The sequence below is a fragment of the Methanosalsum natronophilum genome (genome assembly GCF_024808815.1).
Classification (GTDB): domain Archaea; phylum Halobacteriota; class Methanosarcinia; order Methanosarcinales; family Methanosarcinaceae; genus Methanosalsum; species Methanosalsum natronophilum.
Window position 1 is genome coordinate 93,974 of sequence record NZ_JANUCS010000006.1, and the last position, 16,522, is coordinate 110,495.

Consider the following 16,522-nt stretch of genomic DNA (forward strand, 5'->3'; position numbering starts at 1 on the left):
ATTTATTTTTTGGGATAGTGACCAAATGTCGTCTAATGAACTTAATTCCCATGTTCCAAGATATATTTTGGATAAAATAACTGAAAGTTATTGCTATTGTAAGATAATCTTAAATGATTTGGGAGAACCTGTTGACTTTTTAATAAAAGATGTCAATAAAGCTTTTGAAACAATTTCAGGGGTAGATAGTGACAAAATACTTGGGAATAAGGCAAGTAAAGTATTTAATAATATAAAAAACGCCGATTTTGATTTGATTGATCTCTGCGGTCAGATTGCTTTATCTGGTGGAGAAAAGACAATTGAACAATATTCTATGATCACTAGATCATGGTATAAAGTGATTGTATTCTCACCTAAAAAATATTATGTTGTACTATTATTTTCTGAGATCAAAAAAGGTATAGATAACATCAATGAAAAAGAAAACATTCTGACAGTTTCACATGATATTATATTTAATTTAGATTCAAACTATGTGATTCAAAATGTTATAAGTTCACAAGAGACTAACAAAAGATTACGCATAGATAAAGATCATTTTGTAGGTAAACGAATTAATGATGTTGTTTCGGGTAACATTCTCGATAATTTTCTTCGAGCATTTAAGGTAGCTTATTCTTCTGGTGAAAACCAGATATTAGAATATGAATGTGACCATTTTGAAGAACCTCTATGGCTACGAGCCGAAGTAGCTTTTGTTGTACGTGAAAATAAATCACAGTATATTGTTATGGTTACTGATATTACTGATTCTAAAAAGGCTGAGGGAAAACTAATTTCAAAAGAGGAACAGGTTCAAAATCCATTCCCGGTTAATATTGATCTTTTCTGTATAATAGATCGAAATATCTGTTTTAAACAAATCAATGAAAATTGGGTCCATACTTTTGGATATAATGTTGAAGAAATACAGGGCAAACCACTCATAGACTTCATTCATCCAAATGATATTGAACCCTTCACAGAATTTATAGCTAAACTTAAGTTGAGTTGTGAACCCGAAAAAGTAGTTGCACGTTTTAGAAATGAAGATGGGACCTACAAATATCTTGAGTGGTACATGGAATTCATAGGTGAGGATATATACGCATCTGCTAGAGATATATCTCAGGAAAAAAGGGAAGCTCAGATCTATTACCTTAATCATCTAAGAAGCCAGGCTTTATTACAGCTTGGAAGAATGACTGGATCTCCAATTAAAGAAATCACAGACTTTGCACTAGAAAAAGCAGTTGAATTAACTCATAGTAAAGTGGGTTATCTTGCATTTCTTAATGAGGATGAGACAGTACTAAAGATGTATTCCTGGTCAAAATCTGCTATGAAGCAATGTAATACTTTAGATAAACCTTTAGATTATCCAATAAATACAACTGGTCTATGGGGAGAAGCTGTTAGGCAACGAAAACCTATTATAACTAATGATTATCAGGCATCAAATTCACTTAAAAAAGGAGTGCCTGAAGGACATGTACAATTATCAAGACATATGAACGTACCAATATTTGATGGGGATAAGATCGTTTTGTTGATCGGTGTTGGTAACAAGGAAGAAGAATATACTCAGGACGAGGTAAATGGTCTTATTTTGTTAATGGAAGGTTTATGGAGAATACTACGCCGTAAAAGTTCGGAAGAGGCATTAAAAGAAAGTGAGCACAAATATAGAGAACTTGTTGAAAATGCAAATAGTATCATCCTCAAGTTTGACTCAAATGGAAATATTTTGTACTTAAATGAATTTGGTCAATCGTTTTTCGGCTACTCGTCTTCTGAAATTTTAGGTAAGTCAGTGATGGGGACAATCGTACCAGAAAAGGATTTTCAGAATAAAGATTTACGTGAAATGATCTTAGATATTTCTAAAAGGCCTGAATATTATATCCACAATGAAAATGAGAACATAAAAAAAGATGGGTCACGTGTCTGGATATCATGGACTAATAAACCTGTATACGATAAAGATGGTAACCTTATACATATTTTGGCTATTGGTAAGGATATGACGGATCAAAAAAGAGCTGAAAATGCGATAAATGAATGGAAATCACTTTTAGAATATATTATCAAGCATGATCCGAATGCAATAGCAATATTAGACAAAAACCTTAATTTCAAGTTTGTAAGTGATCGGTTTAAACGCGATTATAAGGTTTATGATACTGATATAATAGGTAAACATCATTATGATGTATTTCCTGATATCCCTGAGAAATGGAGAAAAATTCATCAACGCGCATTAAATGGTGAAATTCTTTCTCAAAAGGAGGATAGTTTTCAAAGAACTGATGGGTCGTTTGACTGGACTCGTTGGGAATGTAGGCCATGGTATGGTCAATATGGTGACATTGGTGGAATTGTTATTTATACTGAGGTTATTACTCAGCGAAAGATAGCTGAACAAAAGATAATTGAAAAGAACCAACTTTTAGAAGATATTATTGATTCTACACCTGATATTTTAACGATTCAATTCCCTGATCACACGATAGAATGGTCGAATCGTTTTGGACATGAGGTATTGAACTTGAATCCTGAAGAAGTTTCAGGGAAAAAGTGTTATGAGGTTTTTGGACTAACTGATAACTGTGATACTTGTGTTTCAGAAGTAGCATTGATGATGAGAAGAAAAGAATCTCTAGAAAAATACATTCCTGAGTTAGGTAAGTATTTTGAGTTCCACAGCAGTCCGATTTTAGATGATAATGGAAATGTTATTCGAATTGTTGAACATATAAGGGACGTGACTGAGAATAAAAGGTTACAAGAACTTGAACGAAACAGATTGATAGTGCAGGAGATACATCATCGTGTCAAGAACAACTTGCAAGTAATTATCAGCTTACTCAACATGCAATCTCGCTTATTTAAAGATAGTCAAAATAGAATAAGATCAATGTCATTAGCGCATGAAAAATTGTACGGTACTGACAATATAGCCAATATAGAAGTTTCTGATTACCTTAAAAGTTTGATCAATCATATTTCGAAGAGTTATCAAAGTAATGAAAGAACGGTTATAATCAACTTTAGTTCAGATACTGCTCATCTAGATATGGAAAAAATCATACCACTAGGGTTGATATTAAACGAGATTCTAACTAACTCTTTTAAACACGCATTTTCAGCACAAGAAAAAGAAGATAATCAAATCTCTGTTTCTTTTAAGAAAAACAATGAAGTTTACCAACTATTAGTTTATGATAATGGTATAGGGCTCCCTGCAGATTTTGATATGGAAAAGTCAGATTCCCTTGGTTTCAAGATAATAAAAATGCTAGCTCAACAATTAGAAGGTAACCTTGAATATGGTAACTCGGATGGCACTTTTATAAAAGTTATTTTTTGAATGAAATTTTGAGTAAATGTACTTATTCATATACTTTTGAACAAACTCAAAGGTAACTGTCAAAGCGAACTACACCACACTCACACATGATGTAGTTCACAGGAGGAAATATATACTATCAATACTGGGAGAAAAGAATCTGGATCTAATAAGAGATTTTGTACTGGATATTACCCTGCTAAACTTGATATTACAGTCTTGCTCGATGAAGTCTATATAATTTTCCTGGAAGATGGGCAGGATGAGGTATATGTACTAACCTACTTGGAGATATCTATGGTAAAAGAATAAATCATTCAGAGATATTGAGAGCACAACCAAAAAAGCAGACCTTATAATAATGGAAACAGTTATGAGTAATCATTTCTATCAATTTATCATCAACCTCTCGCATGTTTTCCTTAGTCAGAGTTCCAGATTTTGCAAGAATTGAATCTATATCCAAAGTCATTATCATGTTAGTTTTGACTAAACTGGGCGGTTTTTCAATTTTGACATGTCTGTATAAGGAAATGTTATTACAACTAAATCTCCCTTTCCGACAGTTCTGATAACCACGTGCTAAAACCTCACTCTTCGGTCTGCTGATTCTCCATAGCATGCTCAAGAAGATTTTCCCATGCTTGATCATCATCCGGAGAATCCCATTCTTTTGCAAATGAATTTTCGGAGGCTAAAGCACATTCTAATTTACCCAATACATATGACAATGGCCGAATTTCTATGTGATCCGAATATGCAACAATTGCAGCCTGTGAACCTTCGGTAAATATATTTCCTCTAAGATCTTTTGGTATTACAATCTGGCCCTTAGAGGAAAATTTCACCTTCTTGAATCCAATTATTGAATTCATTTCCGATTCTTCCTTTGTTCAATAATTATTCTAATGCTTGTCTATATTCTCTCAAAGGATGTAAAATAAAATCTTCAATAGATAAATTTACATCTTACATTATATTATTTCTAGAAGAATATATGTATGTAGGGTTTCTTTCTCTAGTATTTTGTTAAAAATTCCGATTGAGCCCAAGTTTGCCACTCATAATTAATAAAATTGTTGTTAGCTTTTTTTTATTCGATGAAGACGCAACAAAAACTAAGAACAAATACAATTACGCCAAATGAGAATATATTATGTCCGATTGAAATCATTCTAGCTACTGAATACATTTGTGAATCAAATCTTCAAATAATTCTGCAAATTTTGAATGTAAGGGGTGTTAGACATATAATACAATGCTAAGGAAATTTTTATCTCTTATGACTGACAAACTTATTTTATGTGAAATATTTAATCAGAAATCAGTTAATTTTTTGATATGATTAGTCAAATAAAAAGAGAAGGGTGTGTTATGTCAGTTAATGAAAAAGATACATTTGTATTTCTAGTTGAAGTTGCAAAAAAAGGTTCAAATACTTCAAAAGAATAGAAGGATTTTTATTTTAAACAGGGTCGAGAACAACTTCATGAAAAGGGGATCATTGTTACATATGATGATGTTTTAAACCATTTGAATCTTAATAACAAAAATAGACCTGAACTCTTTAGAGTACTTGATAATATTAACAAAGAAGCAAATAGTTTAAATTTTTCTTCTCTTGTTGTAAATAAAAAAGAACTCTTACCAGGAAACGGATACTTTAAAAAATGGTTAAACGAAGTTGATATATCTGACACCAGCTCAAAGATAAAAGCTTGGAAAAAAGAATTGGATTATATCTGGAACTTTTATACCAATAAATAAGTCAAATAAACGTTTAAATGAACTATATGTATAAGTTCACATAATGTTTATGTAATTACTGAAATATATTCGTACTATGTGATTGTAGCTGATAAATTATGAAAGTATTGTTAGTTGTTATTTTACAGTCAATTAACTTAGGAAATTTATTTTAAATTCAATATTTGAATAATCTCTTGCTTAGGTATGAAATTGAAATAAAGGATGTTACAGTTGTTATTGTAGTTAGCTGATTTAAGGTGAGTGGGTTATGGAAAATGAACTTAAAGAAGAAGTTCCAGATAATATTGTTCAGATAGCAAGAGAGCTGGGTTGTATCAAAGTACCTAAATATATCTATAAAGATGGCAATTATGACAAGTTTCCTGCTGCATGTATCGGTGGTAGTAAAGCAACAAAGTTTCGATCAATGGAAAGTGCAAATGCCAATAAAGTAGAACTTGGTGATGGCTGGGTTGCTTTTAGGTCACCATCGCATTCAGGTAAAGTTATAAAAGGGACAGGAAACTCATCATCTAGTTCAAACGTATCAGCTTTAGTGGGTGGATTTGATGGTGCAGATGGACTGTGGAAATCACTTGATGAACATAGGGAATATATTTATTCTTCAAAGCACCAGAATGCATGGGATGCTATACTGAAATCTTGTTTTTCTTTTGCCAATAAAGAATTACATGTGTTTAGTAGAAGAGATGGATTTACATGCATCATCTCTGGCTTAAAAGTACTAGAATTAAAATATGAAAGTGGTGACCTCGTTATAAAATTTTTCAAAAATATTCACAATAAAGGTAAAAGAAGTATTGGACAAGAAAAAATGAAGTTTAATGTCAATCAGTTTGATATTAGTACCCTTACTAAAAATGTAGAAGAACATTTAGAAGAACAGCTCAAAACCTTGTCTTACCTTAGAGACACTAATTCTATTGGTTACATGGAAAAATGGTTACATACAACCTTGACATATCATCTTCAAAAGAACAAGATACAAGGATTGGACCTTGATGTCTTGTATTATGAAGTTCCAGTTGGTAAACTTAAAAGAAATAAACGATTTGGTAGAGAAAAAGCTGATATATTTGCTAGAGATAGCTCGGGTTCACTTGTTATTATTGAAGTAAAAGAGAGTTCATTTAATATTCATGAAGCTATTGAACAAGGTCTTTCTTATGTGAGATGGGTTGACACACACAAAGATCAACTTAAAGAAAGAGTAGATGAGCTTGGCTGGGATGTGAACTTAGAGTCTTTGAAATTGTATATTATAGCTCCAGGTAATCATTTAGATCAAATGGATATTAAGGATAAGTTAAAAAGCGATTTGAACAAATATGCAATATCTATTATTCTTATCAATGATGATTGGTACTCTAAACGTGTGATAGAAGTAAATAAAGTAGTATATATTAACTAAAATGTAAATGAAAAAAGGATTTATGAAGAGTCTATTATTCAAAAAACCTCTGCAACTTATATTAACGGGGGGTTATTTTCCATTAAAAGTAAATATCACCTGTTAAAAGAGCTATTGTTAATATTTTCAGCAGTATTATATGCATCGTATATTGAATATACCCAAACAGCTAGGTATGTAAAAACACCTATTAGAATAAACATTAGTAGTATATTAAATATCTGAACAAAGAACAAAAGTAATCCTTTTCCTATTTCGCCATTATATACTTGTCCAAGCCCAGTTACTAAAAAGGATAGTACAGCAGCAAAAGCTGGTTCTTTATGTTTATATCCTGTAAAATGCTTTTGGCGAACTCCACAATCAGGGCATATTTCAGCTTCTTTTTTTATATTGTGTCCACAACTGTGGCAATACATCTCATCTACTTTTAATTCGTCCATAGTGTAAACTATTATACATATTATATAAATTTATTCTAAAAGCTAACAATCTATAGAAATTAATTACATGGATACTTATATGTCACTCTTTTAGACTAAACATTAACTGTACCTTTGTTAATAAACTAGTTGAATTATTAGCATTCACCTATGTTTGAATTTATTCAATTGTTTTACTAAAAAAAAGTCGATTATACATTTTATCCCAAGTAAATTGTATATGACTCAAGATTAAAAATTGAGTCAATAAGTACTATATTTATGCATAACAGTCTGAACTAATTTTAAAAAAAACATTAATTTTCTGATATAAATGCAAATATTCTAATAGTATTTGGATATTATATAAAATATATTACAAGGTAGACTTTATCATATTTGAATAATAACAATAACAGATATAACATTATAGTAAGAAAACTATTTATTCTGTTGGACGTGGGTAAAGAATGATTAAAATAAACTTTATTCTAAAAATATTACTATGTTTATTCCTATTGATTATACTTGCACAGAGTGGTATGGGGATGCAGGTTGAAGTTATTGGAGACCTTCCAGATGTTGTAGAAGAAGGCGAATTAATAGAATATGAACTTTACATATCTGGAATACCGCAAGCTGCAAAGTTTCTTTCTATTGATACTGATCTTTCACCTATGAGGGACGAGTGGCTATATAATTTTACTAATGAGAATATATCTACGAGGTCCACAGATTATGTTTTAGACCTCTCAGAAAGTGATGAAACTGTTCATATAAAGGTACAAGGGACAACTCCAGTAGTTACTGATGTAGTTCAATTTGAGGACCTTACACTGAGCAAGATGGATTCTAGGACTACTGGCTATGCATATTATCGCTTCAATATGATGGACAGTGATATGAATCCATTAAGGGAAAGGGACACTAATGCATTTTCTGTTCATGTACCACTCATCGAGGAATTTGATGAAAAGGTTGAGATGGTAGATGACCCATTTTTAAGGAACTATTTAAGAGACCTATTCAATAAAGGCCTTGTAAATGAAGCCAATGAACTAGCAGATTACCTAAATTCACAAGAAGATGTTAGAAGTGTTCCATTGATATATGCTGCAATCGGGTTGATATTAATGTTGATAATAGGTATAATTGCCGGAATTAGGCTTGGAAATAGAGAAGAGGATGATGATTATGAATAATAGTGATCGTGTAAATCCATTACAATTACCAACAAACTTAACAATCGTTGGTGTAGGTGGCTGTGGTAAAAGACTTACTATGGAAATATGCAAGAACGATTGGTTCTTGGACCACTATTCCAGTGATGGTAAGAGACTTAAGATCTATACGATGGATACAGATGCAAATGAAAAAATAAACGATGAAAATCAGAATGAGAAGTTAAGTGAAAAGATCATTAGTCATAAAGGGCAAGGTAATATTGAGTCTAGGTACTATTATTTACCATCTCTTGCTAACATTAGCCAAGTGTCGGATCTAGCTAACAAAGAATTAGTACAAAATGTCAAGGAAAATCCTACAGAACCGAAAGTAAACACATGGTGGTTGAATGATGAAGAAAGTGAAAATGGGATTTCATTCAATAAGCTGAAGGAACTTGACCCGTTTGTGATGGATGATTTTGGTGGTGGGGTGCATAGGAGGCGAGCTATCTCGAAAGCTATTTTTTATAAGGTCAAAACTGAAGGTGAATCAAGTGGATTCCCTACATTTTCAGATATGGGCAGTGTTGCTATTGTAGTGGGTATTGGAGGAGGTACCGGTTCTGGAATGTTCATTGATCTTGCACGCTACATCCGATTCAAAAAAGGGGATTCTGCACAATTGAGCTTATTTGTTGTACTACCAACAACAAATGAAGGAGAAAAAGAGCAACTAAACGCTTCAATTGCTTTAACTGAATTAGAGTATCTTAACTTGAACGAAAGGCTGTTCAACAATATAATAGTCACATCACTTGGCCCTACAGGTTATAAGAAGGGAGAAGAAGCAAAACAAGAAGTTTACGAATTCGATGCTATGTTTCCTAATGTTTTCACAAACTTTTACCACATAGAACGTGGTGATATTAATATAAGTGATTCTAAAACTCCGTTTTCCTCGTTCATATTTGGGAATTCACATAATATAGAGTATCCTATAGAGGACTTAAAGGTATTAAAGGACCGCTACGAGTCGCTCATAAATTCTCTTGAACTTATTACAAATAAAAGGAAAGAACTTAATCAGCATATTCTATCATACTTAGATGATTATTCAATATCTGAAGATGCATCACCTACTAAAGATAATCTTGAATTCATAAAAAAGGAATATAAGAACATTGAAAATGTAATGATGCATGATATTGCCAAATTATTGAGCTATAATAGTGCTGAAACAATAGAATATTTTATTCATAATAATATACCAGAAGATCTCAAACATGAGAACATAAAAAAATTCGATGACATGATCTCTTATCTTTCAAGACTTATGAGTGGATCAATGAATGTCAACGAAGCAGAACTAACTGATCAAATTGATAAAAAGCTTGCTAGAGTGGTACCAGAAAGTATTGGGACATTAAATGAAACCGCTCAACTCTTCAAGAAAGTATCTTCAATCGAGAGTGAAACTACACGCTCGTCTTTAATTGAGCTTCTTAAGGGTAGCCAGAACATGCTATCTATCATTACTAGCATGAACACTGATTCTAAGAAAATAAGTGACCAAATAAATGAATTGAAAGGTGAACTTAATGCAAAGGAACAGGCTCTAGAGGATATACAGAAACTTCAGAATGAATCGATTAAAAAATCTGAAAACAAACTACAAGAAAAAGAAAGTGATATAGATAACTATATTTCACTCAAGCAAAGAGTTCGGGCATTAGATGATAAAGAGATTCTTATCAGGTCAAAACTACAGCATCTTATTGATACATTAGAGTCAGATGAAATAAAGGGAAGAACAAAAGAAGGTTGGTTGAAGGCAGCTAATGTTTCAGAGGTTCAACAAGAAATAAAAGATTTATCAAACGAGTTTGATGGTCGATATGATAATCTCATTAAGCTAGTTGAAAATATTGCACTGTACTATTTCTATGAATATCAAAAGACAAATTCAGCTAAGGGAGGTATCATAAGCTTCATAAAAGGCGACAAAAAGAAAAAAATGAAAAAATTTGAGGCTTTGAAAAAAGAATGCGAGGCTTATATCAAGACCAATGCAAAAGAATGGAATATTCAAATAAACAGTCCATTTGAGTTCTATATACCTGAAGACTTTCTGAACAAAGGCATAAGTAAACAGGCATATGCTTTAAAAGATGATATAATTTCTTATATTTCATCGGATCTTGATTCAAGTATTGTTGATAAAGATGAGTTTAATGATATTTTAGAGTTAGATAACCGAACAGAAATTTATGCTGGGCTAAAAAGTCATTTACGAGATGCTTATCTTAAAGACGGAGGGTATTCTGATAGGGTTGAAAGTATTAGAAAGGAAACCGATGCTATAAAGGATGATATCAACAAAAAACAAAATCTTATTGACATGATAACAAATGTTGATAAGCTTCATGAATCAACCTTTGGACTAAGAAAGGATATGAGCAATTATTATAACGAGTTCTATGATATTTCAGCTAAGGTCAATGAAAGTTCAAAGACAAAGAGTGGAACTCAAAAAAGCCTTTACAGGACAAAGGTGGGTAATATTGACTCAAAGATATTATCGCTTGTCGGTGACCATTCAGATCTCACAAACCTTGAAAACGATGACCATGGAAAAAGAGAATTAGATAAGCTTGTTAGTGAGATCAAGGCAACATATCCATCACTTCTTGAAAACTATAAGCTAGGTATCCACAATCAAATGATACCTATAAGTTCAACGGAACGATGGAACTTTAATAAGGCGGGGCTTGTTATATCCTCAAGGTCCTCTTACATTTGCTCAACAGTTGCAAATAGTAATATAGCTTCTGACATCAACAGTATATTATCTTTGAGTTCGTCCCAAGATGCACATGTGATAACTCATAGAAATGCAAAGAACTGGGAAGTATCATTGACATTCCTTGCTGCCACATGTTTCCTTGATAATATCTCTCCTCTTATATCCGGTGGAGGGTACTGGAAAATATATGAACAGAATCGTGACAACCTTTTACATCATGTTTTAATGTTACAGGAAGGTAACTACATTACGAGGAAAAAATTACTGGATGTCAAAAAAGCGGGAGAGGTTGCTAATATAAAAGATGTTCAAGAGATATCTGAGATAATTGAACAACTCTATGAGGTAAAATCACTTCCAGAAGCCTTTAGATAATTTGGAGATATCAAATGAAAATAAAGGGGCCAATCAGATTTTATAATATTTTATTAGTTCTGTTATGCTTGGTTTTATCTTATGCTATGCTGAACATTATTGCAATGTTTATCAGTTACCCAGTTAACTGGTTTGCAAGTATAACTTTAAGTGCTTTTGTTATATTGTTCATAGGTGCAAGTATTGGATTGTTATTTGAAGACCGCTCAAAGCAGGGTGGAATGCTACTACTCGCAGTATTTACACCTTACATTGCATTCTCATTGTTAGAAGTTAATCTATTTCGGCTAGAAGGTATCCTGTTAGGACTTATTGCTGGTTTTGGCATGCTATACCATGCATATAATAATAACAAATTCAATGTTGTTGCTAATGCAAGCAAGCTGTTCCTTACCTTGTTCTTTGGTCTTTTTATAGCGTACTTGTGGCCAATTATAATAGATATTGTTATTAATGAGTCTCAAAGGGATGTTCCACATGCTTATCTTAGTGGTTTTAGTGATTTTTCATTGATAATTCTAAGTATTTTAGCCATGATTTTACTTTATCTGATATTAATTAAGCACATACATGGAGTTAATGGCAGTGACGTATTTGTTTATGGACCATCAAAGTCCGGTAAAACATTGTTATTACTTGCATTGTACAACCAGTTTGTGAATTATTATGATGGTCATAGGAATGAAGTGATTCTATCATCTTCAGGTGATGAAGAGTATTATCGTCTAGAAAATATGCTATCAGAACTAAAACATGGTAACCAACCCAGAAGTAACCAAAAGACAGATTTGACATTGTATAGTCTTGATGGTAAAAAAGGCATGAAACCAATAGCTTTTGACTTTGTTGATTACGGTGGTGAGTTCACAGAGAACCTTACTCCAGAAGACTATAAAGATGCAATTGAAAAACTTCAATTGGAGATTCCGGATGAAGAATTTGAATCTTTCATAGATAAACCAATGTTCATAAAAAGAATTAAAGAAAGTTACCCAAAAAAGATCATTTACTTGCTAGATCAACTAGTCCTCACACATGTATATAAAAAATTAGAAATGTCTAGCAAAATAGTCTTTTTAATTGATGGAGAACATATTGCTTCGATGCACGATGATGGTGAAAGATACCTTACCAGATTGTTTGGACAATATTCAAGGATAATGGAACTTTTCGGGAATGAAAAGTCCTATGCAATTGTTGTCACAAAGACAGATAAAATAAAAGATATTACAGGAATAGAAGATAATTCTAGAGAAGCTATTGAAATTGAACGAGATATATTTGAAAAATTACTTGAAATCGATACTTTCAAAGAAATAAGGAATAGAGCATCTAAAGTTCCTATTTATTTCTATACTGTAAGCGTGAGTGGAATTGCCACAAGAGATACTGAAGATAATCTTATAACGAACTTATATCCATGGAGAGTTGATCAACTTGCAAGGTTTGGGTACTGATTTTTTTGTTTTCAACTCTACTGGTAAATTGTTGAGTGGTGATGGCCAACATTACACTAATGAATACAGTTCACTTGCAAAACAGCTTGATTCTAAGAGGAATGCACTTTACCTAAACCTTGACTCTGAAGGTAATTTAGTCCTAGGTTGTAGTTTCTTAGTAAAACAGGTAGGTGGTAGAGAGGAACGCGTTGTCTGCATTTCAAGTTGTACTAGAGACCGTTATGATGTGAAATCATCTCCTATAAACGAGTTCTATCAACGTGCCGTTACTGAGATAAAAAAAATTGATAAATATGAATATGAAATTGTGGGTATATGGGAAGAAGGTGATATATCTCGCATTGAAGACTTAGAAAATATTGTTGTTGATCCAGATCTGAAAAGGTATATCGAAGGTAAAATAATTTCAGATGAAAAAGTGAGTGTTATTTCCTACGATGCTGTAAACCCAATAACTGTAATTTCAAGTATCTATCCATTATTAGAAAAGTTTCTTGGAAACGATATTACTATAAATGTATCGAAATATCCCTACAATATAGCAATATCATTTTCATCAATGGAACCAGAACCAGATTTAGAGCTCATGGGTAGGGACATTGTAACATGGAAAAAAGCTCCTCCATATTCTGACTATTATATCATTCTTAGTCAGACATTTGAAATTGAAGAAAATTACCCTTTACCACATTTTGCTGGAAAAGATAGAGAACATATTGCACGAGAAGCTAAGAAAAATATATTTAAAAAATATACTGGTCAGGTTCTCAATATATTCAATCACCCTAACTCTATAAATAAGTTGTTTAATCTCTATAAAAACGATATAGAAATATTATCAGATATATTCAAAACTAAGTATCAAGCTATAAATCAAATGTATATAGAAAATGATTCTCTTATAGCACAGATTATACTTGAATATGAAGCTAACCGTGACCAGAGTTTAGTTGGGATATCAGGTACTAATGTTCCATCAATCCTTTTTTCTAAGTTACATGACGAATCTATAAAGAAACAACTAGTTTCCAAGTTAATGAAACTAAACCCATACCCGAGTTATGCCCTAGAGTACTTTGTGAAAAAAGCCATTGTTTATCAGGACATAGATATGCTAAAAGAACTCACTTATTTTAGTATACCATATGATCCAAGGTTATCACGAGATTTCGAGAATACCGTTGAGAGGCATTTTCAACAAATATCTCTCAGTGGATACATAGATATTCTCAAACTATTGGCTGATAATATCAGATCAAAATCCGGTGATGGCGGGAAGCTCTTATATAAATATATAATAAGCTCCGGTAAAGATTTTTCAAAGGAGTTGAGCATGGACCAAGCGAAGAGGCTGGATAAATGTTTCAATACCAAATATACAAAGAAGAAAAAAGATGAACAGAATAGGAAACGAATAATAATCTTAGAAACTATTGCAGTTGTATCAGTGTTAGGAATAATAATATTAGCTATAGCAGGTACATGGATATATACGTCTCCTAATAATGTGCTATTTCCATACAACGAGTCTGTTATGGATGAAACTGTATTAGGTGATTATCTAGGCCCCGTTTTAGGTCTACTAGAACCATTAATAGATTTCAATGGCAATCTAACTAATATTAGCAGTGTTGAAAATGAAACTGCTCTTAATGATACCATTATTAATGAAACTATTATTAATGAAACCATAACTAATGAAACAATTAATGGGAACGAATCATCAAATATAACAAAATTAGATGCTAATTTATCCAATAACACAACTGGAAATAATAATATATCTTGAACCTAGGATTTATTTAATGCATATTTCTAGGTGAAATTTATTTTTTAAATATGAATAAAATGTTATTCATCTAGACTTAGTTACATTATGAGAGGTTGAATTAATATTTCTAATATGTCTACTAAGCCATTTTAACATAACCGAGTTTATGTGTAAGAGCTAAATGTATACCTCTTTTTAATTTTGGCGTTTAGTATGATTTAGTCCTTGATGTAGAATTAGTTCCTTATTTAAACTAGAATTTTTAATTAATAGCTAACAAACTTAGGTTTTTAGAGATTTTTCAAAATTTTGAAGATTATATCAAAAGAAGCAACAAAAAACCTGTCATTTTAAACCAAAAAGCAAATCTAAACCAAATGAAGCGAGAATACATTGAAACTGAATTAGATAAATATTTGAATAAAATAATATTGAATCAAGAAGTTAGTAACATAATTAAGTCTAAAAATACGATTTTCAAAAAAACCTACAAAAATTATAATGAAACTGATATAAGTTCTATAATTGAGCGAATTCATTCATTATATTCAACTGAAAATATTGGAGAATAAGGCTTCCAGGATGACAAAATTTTCACAAATGTTGCATAATAATCTCAATTTTTAAATTTGATGCTTATAGATTTTTCAATTTTGATTATTATATTACATTGAATGTAGTTAAGTGGATTTATGTCCAGGGAACTGTTTTATTCAATTTAATTATGATATTTATTCTATTCACATACTTACTTTCGGATGAATTAGACTATATTATGGATTCATTGATTATGGATTTAGGTGTTGTAATTCTCATATTTACTATTCTGGTACTGGGTAATATTTATTGGAGAATTTTCTGTGAATTAACTACAGTTCTATTTTCAATCAACTCAAACTTAACTAGCATAGATTCGAAAATGAACTGTAAAATAAAAGAAGAAAATAACATATTAATAATTTTTTAAAAAATAAAAATCAAGTTGATCAAAGCAAAATTGATAATAGTGAAGATAGAAAAAATAATAAATAATCACAAAAGATTATTTTTCCAAATTGATCATCAATACCAACCTTCTTCTATACAAATATTTTAATTTCTATATTTGATAAGAACTAGTCCAAATATGCCTATAATTAGCATTAACACACTGGCTCCAGGCATAGGCATTGTGGGGATTTCACTCTTGGCATAAATTGTGTCTAGTTGCCTAGGACCTGCTATGTTCCACTGAGCGTTGTTTTCTGATACTAGATCTGCATTAGTTTCTATTATTGTTCCAGGCATTTCTAAATAGTAAGTTACTGTGAAACCTGGAGCAGTTTGTGATATATCATTTGCCAGCCTATTTTCATAAACCATATAACCGTCTTCTATTCTAGAGGTAACCCCTATTACTTCAGGATTAACATTATCAAATTCGCTAATTACAGTGACAGTTCCTTGTCCCCAGGTTTCTCTATAGGTACCACCCATTTGCTCTACATCTTCTTTTAACTCTTGAAATGTTCCGTCTTCATTAATTAAGTGATAAGTCATACTATCCATTTCTAACTTAATATTATAGTGATTTAGATTGCCATCTCTGCCAACTTTTGAATCTATGGTCATATCAATACAGCCACTAAGGAAAATAACTGTAGATATAACTAATAAAAGCAAAACAATCTTTGATTTCATTTAGTGCCTCCCTGTTAAAAATATCCTTATGTCTAAACTTACTTAATTGTCTTATATAGAATACTCGGAGATTTTTGTATTCCTTGATTAATATCCCTAGATTGAATAGTTCAATCAATTTACTTTACCTTTTTAGAATTTATAGTAATCTGGCTTTTGGCTTGAAAATAGGACTGATGTGTGGTTGTACTATCATCACAAAAAACATGGTTTATGTTAGTTCTTTTTCTGTATCTAAGAGACTGTCGGATAATAACAGATTCAAGTATCATTCATTTGATTAAAACACAAGTTTAAGACTTTAATTTGTTTTATGAGGATATTCAGAAATTA

General features: G+C 31.6%; 13 protein-coding genes. 9 read left to right on the forward strand and 4 right to left on the reverse strand.

Translation table 11 applies throughout. The features are described 5' to 3' along the window. The first annotated feature begins 25 nt into the window (after positions 1 to 25). The gene (locus tag J2T59_RS04850) at positions 26 to 3,352 is read left to right on the forward strand and encodes a PAS domain S-box protein (RefSeq protein ID WP_259134525.1); all 3,327 of its coding nucleotides are present in this window, start codon (positions 26 to 28) and stop codon (positions 3,350 to 3,352) included. 292 nt (positions 3,353 to 3,644) lie between these two features. Here the strand turns inward: J2T59_RS04850 and J2T59_RS04855 are convergent, their stop codons facing one another. Next, positions 3,645 to 3,803 (reverse strand): hypothetical protein, encoded by a 159-nt coding sequence (locus J2T59_RS04855; RefSeq protein WP_259134526.1) that lies wholly within the window; start codon positions 3,801 to 3,803, stop codon positions 3,645 to 3,647. A 118-nt stretch (positions 3,804 to 3,921) separates the two neighbouring features. Next, positions 3,922 to 4,179: an AbrB/MazE/SpoVT family DNA-binding domain-containing protein gene (locus J2T59_RS04860; protein ID WP_259134527.1), complete on the reverse strand. Its 258-nt coding sequence runs from the start codon at positions 4,177 to 4,179 to the stop codon at positions 3,922 to 3,924. A 685-nt stretch (positions 4,180 to 4,864) separates the two neighbouring features. Between J2T59_RS04860 and J2T59_RS04865 the strand changes: the two genes are divergently transcribed. Together J2T59_RS04865 and J2T59_RS04870 are read left to right on the forward strand one after the other, a co-directional pair. Continuing rightward, positions 4,865 to 5,098 (forward strand): hypothetical protein, encoded by a 234-nt coding sequence (locus J2T59_RS04865; RefSeq protein ID WP_259134528.1) that lies wholly within the window; start codon positions 4,865 to 4,867, stop codon positions 5,096 to 5,098. Between the two features lie 250 nt (positions 5,099 to 5,348). Next, positions 5,349 to 6,512 carry a PDDEXK family nuclease gene (locus J2T59_RS04870; protein WP_259134530.1) on the forward strand — a complete coding sequence of 388 codons (1,164 nt, stop codon included), beginning with the start codon at positions 5,349 to 5,351 and terminating at the stop codon, positions 6,510 to 6,512. A 95-nt stretch (positions 6,513 to 6,607) separates the two neighbouring features. On the opposite strand, the gene J2T59_RS04875 is transcribed toward J2T59_RS04870, so the two are convergent. Further along, positions 6,608 to 6,955 carry a zinc ribbon domain-containing protein gene (locus tag J2T59_RS04875; protein ID WP_259134532.1) on the reverse strand — a complete coding sequence of 116 codons (348 nt, stop codon included), beginning with the start codon at positions 6,953 to 6,955 and terminating at the stop codon, positions 6,608 to 6,610. Between the two features lie 449 nt (positions 6,956 to 7,404). Between J2T59_RS04875 and J2T59_RS04880 the strand changes: the two genes are divergently transcribed. From J2T59_RS04880 to J2T59_RS10220, 6 genes are all read left to right on the forward strand, one after another. Beyond that, positions 7,405 to 8,136, forward strand: coding sequence for a hypothetical protein (locus J2T59_RS04880; RefSeq protein ID WP_259134534.1), 732 nt, complete (start codon positions 7,405 to 7,407; stop codon positions 8,134 to 8,136). After that, positions 8,129 to 11,278 (forward strand): tubulin-like doman-containing protein, encoded by a 3,150-nt coding sequence (locus J2T59_RS04885; RefSeq protein WP_259134537.1) that lies wholly within the window; start codon positions 8,129 to 8,131, stop codon positions 11,276 to 11,278. The genes J2T59_RS04880 and J2T59_RS04885 overlap by 8 nt, the downstream gene beginning before the upstream one ends. 14 nt (positions 11,279 to 11,292) lie before the next feature. Continuing rightward, complete coding sequence (locus tag J2T59_RS04890) at positions 11,293 to 12,735, forward strand: radical SAM protein (RefSeq protein ID WP_259134540.1); 1,443 nt, start codon at positions 11,293 to 11,295, stop codon at positions 12,733 to 12,735. Continuing rightward, positions 12,716 to 14,527, forward strand: coding sequence for a hypothetical protein (locus J2T59_RS04895; RefSeq protein WP_259134543.1), 1,812 nt, complete (start codon positions 12,716 to 12,718; stop codon positions 14,525 to 14,527). The genes J2T59_RS04890 and J2T59_RS04895 overlap by 20 nt, the downstream gene beginning before the upstream one ends. A 359-nt stretch (positions 14,528 to 14,886) precedes the next feature. Next, positions 14,887 to 15,081, forward strand: a complete 195-nt coding sequence (locus J2T59_RS04900; protein ID WP_259134546.1) for a hypothetical protein — start codon at positions 14,887 to 14,889, stop codon at positions 15,079 to 15,081. A gap of 47 nt (positions 15,082 to 15,128) precedes the next feature. Further along, a complete protein-coding gene (locus J2T59_RS10220; protein ID WP_374761078.1) occupies positions 15,129 to 15,476 on the forward strand; it encodes a DUF4282 domain-containing protein in 348 nt (115 codons plus the stop codon). Between the two features lie 125 nt (positions 15,477 to 15,601). Here the strand turns inward: J2T59_RS10220 and J2T59_RS04905 are convergent, their stop codons facing one another. After that, positions 15,602 to 16,189 carry a hypothetical protein gene (locus tag J2T59_RS04905; RefSeq protein ID WP_259134549.1) on the reverse strand — a complete coding sequence of 196 codons (588 nt, stop codon included), beginning with the start codon at positions 16,187 to 16,189 and terminating at the stop codon, positions 15,602 to 15,604. Between the last annotated feature and the right edge of the window lie 333 nt (positions 16,190 to 16,522).

Coding starts and splice junctions, on each gene's coding strand:
- J2T59_RS04850 (WP_259134525.1), top strand. CDS start 26: ATGTCGTCTAATGAACTTAATTCCCATGTTCCAAGATATATTTTGGAT.
- J2T59_RS04855 (WP_259134526.1), bottom strand. CDS start 3,803: ATGACTTTGGATATAGATTCAATTCTTGCAAAATCTGGAACTCTGACT.
- J2T59_RS04870 (WP_259134530.1), top strand. CDS start 5,349: ATGGAAAATGAACTTAAAGAAGAAGTTCCAGATAATATTGTTCAGATA.
- J2T59_RS04875 (WP_259134532.1), bottom strand. CDS start 6,955: ATGGACGAATTAAAAGTAGATGAGATGTATTGCCACAGTTGTGGACAC.
- J2T59_RS04880 (WP_259134534.1), top strand. CDS start 7,405: ATGATTAAAATAAACTTTATTCTAAAAATATTACTATGTTTATTCCTA.
- J2T59_RS04885 (WP_259134537.1), top strand. CDS start 8,129: ATGAATAATAGTGATCGTGTAAATCCATTACAATTACCAACAAACTTA.
- J2T59_RS04890 (WP_259134540.1), top strand. CDS start 11,293: ATGAAAATAAAGGGGCCAATCAGATTTTATAATATTTTATTAGTTCTG.
- J2T59_RS04900 (WP_259134546.1), top strand. CDS start 14,887: ATGAAGCGAGAATACATTGAAACTGAATTAGATAAATATTTGAATAAA.
- J2T59_RS04905 (WP_259134549.1), bottom strand. CDS start 16,189: ATGAAATCAAAGATTGTTTTGCTTTTATTAGTTATATCTACAGTTATT.